Source organism: Pseudoleptotrichia sp. (assembly GCF_057270515.1).
Genome location: NZ_DBHIXS010000016.1, coordinates 18,230 through 31,609, shown reverse-complemented (window position 1 = coordinate 31,609; position 13,380 = coordinate 18,230). Strand labels below are relative to the sequence as shown.

Below are 13,380 nucleotides of genomic sequence, written 5' to 3'. Positions count from 1 at the left end.
CTATCGCAAGTAATCCTATCATTACTATCTTTTTCATATGTTTCCTCCATTTTTTGTTTTTACTGTCTTTAGTTTTTATTATCTTTAAATTTACTATCTTTGAAAAACTTATTATATTTTGAATTAAAGATTTTTTTCAAAAAACATTTGTTTGAGCTGTAAAGCGAGTTTTTGTTTTAACTGCTCAACTGCTAAGATTTTATAATTTATATAGGTATAGACTGTTTCTTTTACAAACAAGATTTTACAATTTTAATAACAGTTTTATATCAGTGAAATTTTACAAATGAATAAATATATTTTTTATATCACTTTTCAAAACACTTATATAATCTTAATTCATAACAGATAACATTGCCTCAAGTTCTGCTATCTTTTGTTCTTTCTCTCTTATCATTTTTGCTATGTTTTTATAATATGTGTCATAATTGTTCAATACTTTTTTGTATTTGTCTCTATGCCATCTCACTTCCGAGTCTTTTTTCAGTTTCTCGAATACTTTTTCCTTTCCCTGTTCTTTTGATTTTAAATCTTCCACTTCTGCCTGAAGCTGTGTTTTCTGTGCTTCAAATTCTCTTTTCTTCTGCGCTTCTTTCTCCAGTAAATCATTGAATTTTGACTCTATTGCATTCAGACTTTGTTCCAGACTTTGTTTTGGTGCCGAATAACTTACTGATGATACTGCAATTAAACTCATTAAAAATAATACACTTTTTTTCATTTCTCCTCCTAATTTATTTTATTTAATAATATAACAAAAATATACAATTAATTACAATACTATAATAACTGTACATTTCCCTTATTATATATTTATATTTCATATACAAATATTAAATAATATATTATCTAATACCAATATACCTTAAATTTAAATTTTTTTCCACTCTTATATTAAAAAAAGCCCTTATATTAAAAAAATATTTTTTTAATTTATATTAATCTTTATTTCTGTATTTACTTGGCAATATTCCATAGTATTTTTTAAAAATTTTTGAAAATTTACTTGGATTTTTATATCCAACTTCATTAGATATTTCAAGTATACTTTTATTTGTTGTTATTAATAAATTTTTAGAATATTCCATTCTTCTTTTTTGAATATATTCAAATATTCCTATTCCTTCAACTTTTTCAAAAGATATTTGGAGTTGATATCTTGTCTTATTCATAATTTTACATAGTTCGCCTATTCTTATAGGCTGTGTTATATTTTTTCTATCAAGTATTTTTCTTGCTTTTTTTACAATTTCAAAATTATCAACATTAACATTGATATATTCTTCAAAATTTATGCAAGTTTCTAAAGTAAGAAACATGAGTTCTTCTATTCTAACTTTAAAATTAAGATATTCATTTATATTTTTAATCATCGCAATATTTTTAATTTTTTTCAATAAATATGACATTTCCATATTAATCTTAGTTTTTAATATTTCACTTCTTCTAAATAACTCAAAAATTCTATCTTTCCATTTCCTGATTTCATCTTTATCTGATACATTTAAAAATTTCAGACATAATTTATCTATATTTAAATCAATTAATATATATTCCAAATTTTTTGAAGAAACAACATATTTTTCAAAAGTCACCCCTAATTTATGAATTAAAATATCATCTTTTTTAATATCATATTTTCTGGCATCTTCCGAATGTAACATAAATAAACTTTTCCCTTCTAAAAAATACATAAATCTTATAATATTATCAGAAGTTTTTTTAGAATTTATAATTTCATAATCTATGCTGTCTATTATTTTCATAAAGGACATTTCACACTCATCGTCTATAAAATATTTTTCAAATACCCCTTTTAATTCATTCTTATTTTCATTTTCCTGATTTTTAGATACACTTCCTATTAAAAATCTTTTCCCGAATGTTTTCTCTACTTTTTTTATTTCAACTTTTTTATTATCCATACAAAATTTTTATTATAAATATGTGAGAATTTTTTATAATAAAATTCTTTCACACTCCTTCTCATTCATAAATTAGATTTTTATATACATAATATAATAATTTTTTTAATTATACGATTAATTTTCAATTATTTTCTACTCTAATATATAAAAAAAACCCTTTTTTTAAAAAATATTTTATAAAACCGATAAAAATTTAAAAAACTGATCTACAATATATATGAAAATATAAAAAATAACTATCGGAGAGAAATACTCTCCGATAGTTATTTTATGAATAAGAAATGAGAAAACTAAGTTTATCTACATTGTTATTATACTAAATTTTTTTGTTTATTTCTACTCCAAAATAAAATAGCCCTAAAATATAAAAAATTAGATTTAGCTTTATTTTAAAAGGTTTATTCTATTATTTATTTATAAATCTTCAAGTAATTCATCATTATTTTTATATTTTTTTATTAATTCAATTAGTTTTTTCATTCCTTCAACTTCAGAATGCTGACTCAATTCTCTTCTTAATTTCCATATTTTTTCAAGATTTTTTTTAGAAATTAGAAGTTCTTCTCTTCTTGTACCGCTTTTCATCACATCAATAGCAGGGAATATTCTTAACTGCTCCAAAGTTCTGTTAAGCATAATCTCCATATTTCCTGTTCCTTTAAATTCTTCAAAGATAACTTCATCCATTCGGCTTCCTGTTTCGATAAGGGCAGTGGCTATTATTGTAAGGCTGCCGCCTTTTTTTATATTTCTTGCCGCTCCTAAAAATCTTTTAGGATAATAAAGGGCATTTGGATCTATACCTCCCGATATGAGCTTTCCGCTCGAAGGGATTGTTATATTATATGATCTTGCAAGTCTTGTCAGGCTATCCATGAGAATTAGAATATCTTTTCCTCTTTCCACTTCTCTTTTAGCCATTTCCAATACATTTTCGGTAACCTGAGTATGAACACTCGGATTTTCATCAAAAGTCGCTGAATACACTTCGGCATCTTTTACATTTTCTTTTATATCCGTAACTTCTTCAGGTCTTTCATCTATTAATAATATCCATACATCTATTTCAGGATTGTATTTTATAATATCATTTGCCAGTGTTGACAACAATACTGTTTTCCCTGCCTTTGGAGGTGCAACTATAAGCCCTCTCTGACCTTTTCCTATGGGAGAAATCAAGTCTATTATCCTTGATGAGATTTCCCCTTCTCCAAGTTTTATTTTTTCATCGGGATATGAAGGTATCAAATCATCAAAAAATGGACGCTCCAGAGATTTTTCCGCCAAATCTCCGTTTACAAGTAAAACTTTAAGTATCCCATAATTTTTTTCCGATGCGATAGGTACTCTCAGTTCTCCAAAAACCATATCTCCATTTCTTAGGAAAAATCTTTTTATCTGAGAAATCGAAACATATACATCAGGCCCTACGGAAGTATTTCTTAAAAAACCGTAACTGCCTTCCCCTACTATATCAAGAGTTCCAAACCCGTATATTTTCCCTTCTTCATTTCCCTTTTCTACAAGCACATAGTTTACAAGGTCTGCCTTATTCATTACTGAGAAGTTCGGAATATTATATTCTTTAGCCTTTTTTTTGAGGCTTGTTATTTTCATTCCTAATATTTCATTTATTAATTTGTCATCATCATCTTTAGATTGTTTTTTTTCTATTTCTTCATCATTTAATTTTTCAGTATTTATTTTTTCGTTTGCTTTTTCCGTACTTATTTTTTCATCATTTTTCATTTTTTCCTCATCTTTCTTTATATTTTATCTTTTATTCTATCAATTCTCCATATAATGTCCATGTTTTTGCTTCATAAATTTTTGTATGGACAAACTGACCTTTTAAATCTTTTCTGTCGCTTTTAAATAGAACTATTTTATGAGTTGAAGTTCTCCCTGTAAGCATTTCAGGATTTTTTCTACTCGGACCTTCAACTAAAACTTTTACAACCTGATTTAAATATTTCTGACTTTGTTTTTTTGCTATATGATTTTGTAAATCCATTAATTTTTGCAGTCTTTCATTTTTTATATCTTCATCTACCTGATTTTCCATAGTGGCAGCAGGTGTCCCTGTCCTCTTGGAATACATAAACATAAAGGCATTCTCAAACTCTACTTCTCTTATTACGTCCATTGTATCCTGAAAATCTTCTTCAGTTTCTCCCGGGAATCCTACTATAACATCCGTAGTCAGACCAATATCGGGTATTCTTTTTTTTATTTTTTTAGCCAGCTCGATAAACTGCTCTTTTGTATAGCCCCTATTCATCGCGTCCAATATTCTTGTTGAGCCTGATTGAAGTGGTAAATGCAACATTCTCGAAATTTTTGAATTGTTTGCTATTACTTCGATTACATCGTCATTAAAATCTTTCGGATGAGGTGAAACATATTTTATCCAGAAGTCTCCCTCCACTTTAGCACTTTCATTCAATAATGTAGCAAAATTATCTTTTTCATCAGCCAAATCACTTCCATAAGAATTTACATTCTGACCTAAAAATAATATCTCCTTATATCCTTTTTTTGTATAAAATTCTACATCTCTCAACACCTGATGAAGAGGTACCGACCTTTCCATTCCTCTTACATAAGGAACAATACAGAATGTACAATAATTATTACACCCGTAAGTTATAGATATGGAAGCTACTATATCATCTCCAAAATCCGCATCTACTCTTTGAGGAAGTTCATCTTCATCATCAACCATTACAATATGAGTTTCTTCACCTTTTTCTATTCTTTCGAGTATATCCGGTATTCTTCCTATATTCTGATTACCCAAGACCAAATCCACATAAGGAGTCTTTTTTATAAATTCGTCTCTTACTTCCTGTGCCAGACATCCTGTTACTCCGATAATCATATTACCATTTTTTTCTTCCTTTATTCTTTTCAAATCTCCCAATTTACCGTATACTTTTACTGCCGCCCCCTCTCTCACGGTACATGTATTCAGAAATACCAAATCTGATTTGTTTATATCTTCTATTATTTCATAACCCATTGTTTGCAGCATTTGTTTCATTTTTGCACTTTCGTTTACATTCATCTGACAACCATAAGTTATGATAGTTGCTCTTTTATCCACTTTTTTTCTCTCCTTTAAAAATATTATCATATATCAATAATTGCTATATATCAATATTCACGTACATTAATTGTTAAATTATACCATATTTTAATAGAAAATAAAAGAAGCTTCCTTAAAGAAGCTACTTTTTAAAAAATTTTATAAAGCAAATAAATATAATTTTTTATATTTAATTTTTATATTCAATATTTTATCTCTATTTTTTCATTACTAACTTTTCTATTATTACTAATATTTTCCCGTTAAAATTATTGCTCCGTATCCTGACTTTCCGTTCCGATATTTTCTAAAGCAGGTGTTCCAGTAGATACAGCATTGTTTAATTTTTCTTCAGGTATTCTGTAATTAGTAATTTTAGTTACAATAAATGTATTTCCTGATACTCTTCCTATAACATTTAGACCTATTATATCATCGTCAGTTACTCCATAAGTTTGACCAATGAACTCATAAATACCGTTTAATAAACCTGAATTATCTTTTAACTCATAAGTCAAAGTTTTATCCGGAAATACCAGATTATCTTTTTTATAAGTAAAAGTATTTGTAGATTTTATATACTGTCCTTTATATTCTTTATCAGTCGCTCTCTTTTTTCCTGCTGCCGACCCGATTGTAAACAACATACACATCAATAAAAATACTGCAATTTTTTTCATTTTAAAGCCTCCATTTTAAAAATTTTATTTATGAAATCCTAAATCAGCAGGATTTACATCTCCTGATATTTTTTCTATTTTACCATTTTTATTTTCAAATTGTTTTCTTAATAAAGTTACTTTTTTTATTAGGGCGACAGTATCTTTTTCAAGCTGTTCCTCATTATATCTTCCTTGAGACCAGTGTTCAATAATTAACGAGCTGTCTCCACATATTTTATTTATATCATATTTCAATGCATATTTCAATGCCGCATATAATCCCGTAAGTTCCCCAAAGTTATTTGTTCTTTCTTTGGACAGATAATAATTACCGTAATCATTTATTTTTGATTTATCCAGTATTTTGTATAACAAGGAATTTCCATTAAAATCCGTAAGTCTGACTTCAACTCCTTGCCCTCTGCCGGTACCCGCATCAAAATATATGGCATTTTTATCCAATTTTAGAATTAAGTTTTCAATTTTTTCAGATTTCTTTTTATCTGTTTCATATTCAGCACCATTTTCGAGCCATTTCAAAGCTTCATTTTCAGATTTAAAAGACTTGTATCTTGCTTTTTTACCTTTTACTTTACTTTGACATTCAGCCCAAGTATGGACTATGTTTTTTTCATCCGTTTCTATCAAATAATAAGCATATATTTTTGACTTTTCTGACATTTAAACACCTTATAAATTGAGTCCGCCATCAACTCTTATTACTTGACCTGTTATAAATTTGGACATATCACTTGCCAGAAATAATGCCATATCAGCAACATCAGAAGCCTCTCCCATACTTCTCAGGGGAGTATTTTCAAGAACAGATTCTACAACTTTTTCAGGTAACACGTGTGTCATATCTGTTTTTATAAATCCGGGAGCAATCGCATTTGCTCTTAATTTTTTTCTTCCAAATTCTTTTGCCCATGATTTTGCCATAGCTATAACTCCACCTTTTGTGGCAGAATAGTTTGTCTGACCTGCGTTCCCGTCAAGACCTACAACAGAAGCCATATTTATAACACTTGCACTCTCACTTTTTAAAAGAAGAGATACTAAACCTTGCATTACATTATAGACACCTTTTAAATTAATATCTACAACCAGATCCCAATCTTCTTCTTTCATTCTCTGTAATAATGAGTCTCTTGTTATTCCCGCATTGTTTACAAGTATATCAAGTTTTCCGTATTTTTCTTTTAACTGTGCTGCAACTTCTTTTATATTTTCCCTGTCCGTTACGTTTAATTTTACATGGGACACATTTTCGTGGCTGTAGTCAGGTTCTATCAAGTCTCCTGAAATAACGGTAGCACCATTTTCAGCAAATTTTAAAACTACTTCCTTTCCTATTCCTCTTGAACCTCCGGTAACTAATGCAATTCTGCCCTTTAACACAACTAATCCGCCTTTCTTTAATTTAAATATTTAAAATTTATTTTATAATTTCCAATTTTACTTTTGTAACACCTCTACTCATATTTTCTATTTTTGAGAATGCAGCCTGACTCAAATCTATGACTCTTCCTTTTACATAAGGACCTCTGTTATTTATTCTTACTACTACTGATTTCCCGTTATTCAAATTTGTTACTTTGACTTTAGTACCAAAAGGTAAAGTTTTATGAGCCGCTGTCAGTTTGTAAGTATCAAAAATTTCTCCGTTAGCAGTTTTTCTGCCATGCCATTTACCTCCGTAAAAAGAAGCTGTTCCTGTCTGAAAATAGGAATATTTGGCTAATTCTTCTTTTACTATTTCAGTATTGACATCATTTTCAGAAGCTTTTGCTTTTTTTTCAGCTTTTTTAACATTTTCAGAAGTTTTATTATTATATGCTTTTATTGGTAATGATATAAATAGAGTTACGATTAATCCCATAAATATAGTTATTATTTTTTTCATTTCTTTTCCTCCAATATAAATTTTTCGGTAAGATATTATATCATAATTAAAACAAATTCACGCTTAGATTAATCTTAGTTGCAGCTTTTTAATCAACATTTTCAGGCTGTTTCACGTGTTGGAACTTCGGACTGTCGACTGTTAAAACTTCAAAAATATAACCTTTTGCCCTATATGCATCTATTATCTGTTGCAAAGCCTCTACAGTCGTAGTTTTTGCATAAGCATCATGCATCAGAAGATTTACTTCTCTCACATCACACACACCATTTCTTACAAGTTTTTCCACAGGAACTTTATTTCCTGAGGCATCTGTGCTGTCGCAATTCCAGTCCTGATAAACATACCCCTCTTTTGTCAGTCTGTTTATAATACCCTGTTTTATAGCTTTTGAAACTCTTGTTGTACTGGAGCCTCCCGGAAATCTTGTAACTTTTGGATCCACTCCCGTTTTTTCCTTTATTAAATCTCTCAATTTGTATAAATCAGCAAAAAATGCATCTACAGAAGCATACACTTGCTTATACTCATGAGAATATGTATGAATGGCTATAGCATGCCCTTCATTTACAATTTGTTTATACATATCGGGATTTTGACCTATTACAAAAAATGTTGCTTTTATGTTGTTTCTCTTCAAAATTTCAAGTATTCTCGGGGTATTGTTAGGAGTAGGACCGTCATCAAAAGTTAGATATACGACTTTTATTCCTTTTTCCTGTCTTATCTGATTATACTTTTTTCTTAATTCAGCATCTTTTGCTTTTATTTCACTCAGCAAAGTGCTTTTTTCTTTTATAGTGTCATCCAATTTTTTTATATCTTTTTCCAGTGAATTTTTATCAATATTTCCTTTTACACTGTTGTAAACTATACCGCCTGAGTATCCTATCATTCCCAGGCTTAAAACTGTTATTATTCCAAGTAGTATTTTTTTCATTTTATATCCTCTCCGTTATATATTACAATTATTTAAAATTATAATTTAGCTTCGTTATTTTTATTATTTCTTATCTGTTTTGCTTTTTAGCTCATTATAATTTTTTTCTTTTTCAGCAAGATTTGTTTCGAGTGTTTTTAACTCTTCTTCTTTTTTATTTTTTTCACTTTTCAGCATTTCAATTTTATTTTTCAATTCGGGAATGCCGTCTTTCATAAAATGAACTGCCGCTCCTGTCAGCGCCACCGAAAAAATAAACAATAATATCACATTTTTCGTTGCTGCTGATATTTTCTTTTTTTGTTCATGATAATAGTTACTCATTTTCTATCCTCCATAATTGTTATAATCATTTCAATTTATTCCGAAAAAAAAGACCTCTTAATTAAAGAGGTCTTATAAAAGGGGGGGTTAATTGAGGTTTCAGATCTTTTTCGATCTAAGAAGATTATACACCAAATTCATTAAATCACAATTAAGATTAAATTGTTTTACAATGAAATTATTACCTTTTTATATTTTTTCTCTTTAATTAATTGTAAATTTCGTAAATATAGTATATAATAATTTCAAGAAAAATAAAAGTATTTTTAGGAAAGGAGGTATATATTTTTATTATGAGTATTCGTAATTACACTCATTTTAATAATATATAGTGCAGAAAAATGGAATTGATTAATATTCAGCTGAAAAAACTGTTTGAAAAAAATATTCAGAATATTTTTAAATTGGATTTGTCTGATAAAATTGATATACAAAATTCTACAAAAAAAGAATTTGGAGATTTTCAGACAAATTTTGCAATGACAACATCAAAAATTATAGGGAAAAAACCCAGAGAAATTGCAAGTGAAATCATAGAAAACTTTGGAAAAAATGACCTTATTGAAAAAATGGAAATTGCAGGACCGGGATTCATAAATATCTATTTAAAAAATTCTTTCCTTAATAATGAAACTAAAAAAATCGGAAATGAAAAGTATGACTTTTCATTTATAGATACAGGAAGAAGAGTTATAATAGATTATTCTTCGCCTAATATTGCAAAACGTATGCATGTGGGACATTTAAGAAGTACCATTATCGGTGAATCCATAAAAAGAATTATGCAATTTTTAGGATTTGAAGTTCTGGGGGACAATCATATAGGAGATTGGGGAACACAGTTCGGAAAACTTATTGTTGCTTACGAAAGATGGCTCGACAGAGAAGCGTATGAAAAAGACCCTATCGAAGAATTAGAAAGAATTTATGTCCTTTTTTCAGAAAAAGCCAAAGAAGATCCTTCCCTTAATGATATTGCCAGAGAAGAGTTGAGAAAACTCCAGTCAGGTGATGAAAAGAATAATGCCCTTTGGAGAGAGTTTATTGATATATCCATAAGGGAGTACAATAAAATTTACGACAGATTTGATATCAAGTTTGATTATTATAATGGCGAATCTTTTTATAACAATTTGATGCCTGTCGTTCTGGAAGAGCTAAAAGAGAAAAATATTGCCAAGGAAGATAAAGACGCATTAGTAGTTTTCTTTGATGAAAATACTAAACTGCATCCTTGTATCGTTCAAAAAAAAGACGGCAGTTTCCTGTATTCGACTTCTGACCTCGCTACAATAAAATACAGAAAAGATGATTTGGGTGTTGACCTTTCTTTATATGTAGTTGATGAAAGACAGCAGGAACATTTTAAACAGGTTTTTGCTATCGCCGACATTATAGGTGCTCCTTATAATTATGAAAAAGTTCACGTCCAGTTTGGAATTATGAGATTTGCAAACGGTGTTATCTTATCTACAAGGGGCGGAAATGTAATAAGGCTGATTGACTTACTGAACGAAGCTCAGAAACATGTAAAAAAAGTTATAGATGAAAAAAATCCTGATATTCCTGAAAATGAAAAAGAAATTATTGCAGATATCGTAGGAACAGGGGCTATAAAATATTTTGATTTAAGCCAGAACAGAACTTCCCCTATACTGTTCGACTGGGATAAAGTATTGAGTTTTGAAGGAAATACGGGTCCATATTTACAATATACATACGTTAGAATTATGTCTATCCTAAGAAAAATGGAAGCAGAAAACATTTCTGTCAATAAAGACGGAAATATTATCTCAGATGATATGAAAGATATCGAAAGAGAGCTTGCCGTTACATTACTTAGATTTCCTCAGGTAGTTGTAAAATCTTATGAAAGCTATAAACCTAATTTGATAGCTGACTATCTGTTTGACCTTGCCAAAACATTCAATAACTTCTATAATTCAAAACCTATCTTAAAAGAAGAAAATCCGGAAGTTATGCAGGCGAGAGTATTGCTTTCATTAAAAACCGCAGAAATTTTGAAACAGGGACTATCATTACTGGCAATAAAAACTGTAGACAGAATGTAAACAGAATGTAATATGAATAATATATTATAAATAAAAACTTTATAATATAAAATATAGTTCAGTCCAAATCAAAAAACAACATTAAAAATTATGAAAAAAACTAAAAAATAACATTTATAAATTTCTTCAAAATTTCACAATAAAAAATGCAATGATCATTTTTTATGAGTAAAATTTTGCCAAGTAAATATAAATGTTATTTTTTGATTTAATACTTTTTAATTTAAACTTCCTATATCTTGACAGTATTCTGACTGTATTTTTTATTATAAAATTTCTATTTTTTATTCAGTAACTCTATATACTGTTTTACAAGAAAAACTTTCTCTGGTTCCATTTTCATCAGTTCTTCAATTATTTTTCCAAGTTCTATATCGGATATTTCATTAATCAGCTCCGACATTATTTCCTTTTTCAAATCCGACATATCCTTATCCGTATACCCTATTATCTTAAATAGTTTTAGATGATCGATATTCAAAACTTTAGAAATCTTTTTCAATAAAAGGGGATTCGTCATGCTGTGCTTTCCTGACTCCAAATTAGATAAATAAGCTGGACTTATCTGTAACAGTTCCGCCATTTCTCTCAACCCTATATTTTTTTGTAATCTTTTATTTTTAATGTAATACCCCAATGCAACAACAAGGTTGGGATTTGTCTTTATATCTTGCTTTTCATCCATTTTATCCACCTTACAATCTGCAATCATAATAATCTTATATTTTTATAAATTTTTATTTTTTCTTTTGTCCGTAGTAGGCATTTTCTCCATGTTTTCTTAGGAAATGTTTGTCAAGAAGCTCCTGTTGCATAGGTTTTACATCTTTGTTTACCTGTTCCGTAAACATAGCCATTTTTGCAAGCTCTTCCAGCACAATTGAATTATGGACAGCTTCAGCTGCATCTTTTCCCCATGTAAAAGGTCCATGGCTATGAACTATAACGGCAGGAACAAATTTAGGATTTATATTTCTTTTTTCAAAAGTCTCTATAATTACCGTTCCTGTTTCTTTTTCATATTCTCCCGCAATTTCTTCGGGAGTCATTTTTCTTGTGCATGGAATAGCCCCGTAAAAATAATCTCCGTGAGTTGTCCCGTAAGCAGGAATATCCCTTCCGCTTTGTGCCCATATTGTCGCATTTGTAGAATGAGTATGTACTATTCCTCCTGTTTCAGGAAATTTTTTATATAATTCAATATGTGTAGGAGTATCCGAAGAAGGATTCAGATTTCCCTCGACTACTTTTCCGTCCAAATTTACGACTACCATATCTTCAGGTTTTAGTTTGTCGTATTCCACTCCGCTCGGCTTTATGACTACCAAATTTTTTTCTCTGTCTATGGCACTCACATTTCCCCAAGTAAACAGCACAAGCCCTTTGGCAGGCAATTCAATATTTGCCTTATATACTTCCTCTTTCAGTTTTTCAAGCATTAGATAAATCCTCCTTCTTTCATTTTATCAAGTATCCATTGTTTTGCTTTCTTTACTTCTTCAATAGGATCATCAGATTTTTCAGTCCACATTTCTATTAAGAACGGCCCTTTATAGTTTAATTCTTTTAATTTAGCAAATACTTTAGGAAAATCGACGCAACCGTTTCCAAAAGGTACCTCCTTAAATTTTCCGGGGAAAGTATCAGTAACTGCCAATGTATCTTTTAGATGTATTGCTACTATTTCTCCTTGTTTTATTCCCAGTTCCAGTTCCGATAATGTGTTATTTGTAGGCCATGCAGTCAGATTTCCTACATCAGGATAGACTTTCAGCCATGGTGAATTTATTATTTCAGAAAATTCCATATACTTTGTAATTGAATTTATAAAAGGATGATCCATTATTTCAATAGCCAATGTTACTTCCATTGAGGCAGCCCATTCTACAGCTTTTTTCAGATTTTCTATAAAATATTTTTTCGTCTGTTCGTTGCCCTCTTCATAATAAACATCATATCCTGCAAGCTGTATTACTCTTATTCCCAGCTTATCGGCAAAAATAATGGCTTTCTTCATCAGTTCCATTGATTTTTCCCTTGTTCTTTCATCCATACTTCCCATAGGAAATCTTCTATGTCCGCTAAAACACATTGAAGGTATTCTCACTCCTGTATTGACAAGCTCTGTATGTATTCTGTTAATCTCTTCATCTGACCAGTCAAGTCTTGCAAGTCTTTCATCAGTTTCATCCACAGATATTTCCACAAAATCATATCCGCATTCTTTTACAAGTCTTATTCTTTCTATCCAATCAATATCTTTCGGAAGAGCTTTTTCATATATTCCTATATTGATTTTATTTAAGTTTCTCATTGCCAACCTCGTTTTTATTATAATTTCTTTTCTGTTAGTATAATATATCACTATATCTGATTGTTTTCATATACATCTAATGCACTTCTATATTTTTTATTAATATAATATTTCCGCTATATTTGACTATTTTATCTGACTATTTT

The 13,380-nt window shown here is 29.4% G+C and carries 14 protein-coding genes; 1 reads left to right on the top strand and 13 read right to left on the bottom strand.

What is annotated here, in order from left to right; translation table 11 throughout:
- Nucleotides 1-334: 334 nt before the first annotated feature.
- From ACO5J6_RS09290 to ACO5J6_RS09245, 10 genes are all read right to left on the bottom strand, one after another.
- Nucleotides 335-721 (bottom strand): adhesion protein FadA, encoded by a 387-nt coding sequence (locus ACO5J6_RS09290; protein WP_485643589.1) that lies wholly within the window; start codon nt 719-721, stop codon nt 335-337.
- Between the two features lie 217 nt (nt 722-938).
- A complete protein-coding gene (locus tag ACO5J6_RS09285) occupies nt 939-1,925 on the bottom strand; it encodes a helix-turn-helix transcriptional regulator (RefSeq protein WP_485643588.1) in 987 nt (328 codons plus the stop codon).
- A gap of 417 nt (nt 1,926-2,342) precedes the next feature.
- The gene (gene rho, locus ACO5J6_RS09280) at nt 2,343-3,677 is read right to left on the bottom strand and encodes a transcription termination factor Rho (protein ID WP_485643587.1); all 1,335 of its coding nucleotides are present in this window, start codon (nt 3,675-3,677) and stop codon (nt 2,343-2,345) included.
- A 31-nt stretch (nt 3,678-3,708) separates the two neighbouring features.
- Entirely contained in the window at nt 3,709-5,064 is a 1,356-nt protein-coding gene (miaB, locus tag ACO5J6_RS09275; RefSeq protein ID WP_485643586.1) for a tRNA (N6-isopentenyl adenosine(37)-C2)-methylthiotransferase MiaB, read from the bottom strand.
- A 221-nt stretch (nt 5,065-5,285) separates the two neighbouring features.
- Entirely contained in the window at nt 5,286-5,696 is a 411-nt protein-coding gene (locus ACO5J6_RS09270) for a hypothetical protein (RefSeq protein ID WP_485643585.1), read from the bottom strand.
- 24 nt (nt 5,697-5,720) lie between these two features.
- Nucleotides 5,721-6,359: a ribonuclease H1 domain-containing protein gene (locus tag ACO5J6_RS09265; RefSeq protein ID WP_485643584.1), complete on the bottom strand. Its 639-nt coding sequence runs from the start codon at nt 6,357-6,359 to the stop codon at nt 5,721-5,723.
- A 9-nt stretch (nt 6,360-6,368) separates the two neighbouring features.
- The gene (gene fabG, locus ACO5J6_RS09260; RefSeq protein WP_485643583.1) at nt 6,369-7,079 is read right to left on the bottom strand and encodes a 3-oxoacyl-ACP reductase FabG; all 711 of its coding nucleotides are present in this window, start codon (nt 7,077-7,079) and stop codon (nt 6,369-6,371) included.
- A gap of 37 nt (nt 7,080-7,116) precedes the next feature.
- Nucleotides 7,117-7,584 (bottom strand): septal ring lytic transglycosylase RlpA family protein, encoded by a 468-nt coding sequence (locus ACO5J6_RS09255; RefSeq protein ID WP_485643582.1) that lies wholly within the window; start codon nt 7,582-7,584, stop codon nt 7,117-7,119.
- 88 nt (nt 7,585-7,672) lie between these two features.
- Nucleotides 7,673-8,524: a polysaccharide deacetylase family protein gene (locus tag ACO5J6_RS09250; protein ID WP_485643581.1), complete on the bottom strand. Its 852-nt coding sequence runs from the start codon at nt 8,522-8,524 to the stop codon at nt 7,673-7,675.
- Between the two features lie 63 nt (nt 8,525-8,587).
- Nucleotides 8,588-8,848 carry a hypothetical protein gene (locus ACO5J6_RS09245; protein ID WP_485643580.1) on the bottom strand — a complete coding sequence of 87 codons (261 nt, stop codon included), beginning with the start codon at nt 8,846-8,848 and terminating at the stop codon, nt 8,588-8,590.
- Between the two features lie 341 nt (nt 8,849-9,189).
- On the opposite strand from ACO5J6_RS09245, the gene argS reads away from it, so the two are divergent.
- The gene (gene argS, locus ACO5J6_RS09240; protein ID WP_485643579.1) at nt 9,190-10,920 is read left to right on the top strand and encodes an arginine--tRNA ligase; all 1,731 of its coding nucleotides are present in this window, start codon (nt 9,190-9,192) and stop codon (nt 10,918-10,920) included.
- Between the two features lie 277 nt (nt 10,921-11,197).
- Here the strand turns inward: argS and ACO5J6_RS09235 are convergent, their stop codons facing one another.
- Genes ACO5J6_RS09235 through ACO5J6_RS09225 form a run of 3 tightly spaced genes read right to left on the bottom strand, consistent with a single transcriptional unit; the run spans nt 11,198 to nt 13,234 of the window.
- A complete protein-coding gene (locus ACO5J6_RS09235) occupies nt 11,198-11,605 on the bottom strand; it encodes a helix-turn-helix domain-containing protein (RefSeq protein ID WP_485643578.1) in 408 nt (135 codons plus the stop codon).
- A 52-nt stretch (nt 11,606-11,657) separates the two neighbouring features.
- Nucleotides 11,658-12,359 (bottom strand): L-ribulose-5-phosphate 4-epimerase, encoded by a 702-nt coding sequence (araD, locus tag ACO5J6_RS09230; RefSeq protein ID WP_485643577.1) that lies wholly within the window; start codon nt 12,357-12,359, stop codon nt 11,658-11,660.
- On the bottom strand, nt 12,359-13,234 hold the full coding sequence (locus ACO5J6_RS09225; RefSeq protein ID WP_485643576.1) for an L-ribulose-5-phosphate 3-epimerase: 876 nt from the start codon (nt 13,232-13,234) through the stop codon (nt 12,359-12,361). Before ACO5J6_RS09225 ends, araD begins: the two co-directional genes overlap by 1 nt.
- Between the last annotated feature and the right edge of the window lie 146 nt (nt 13,235-13,380).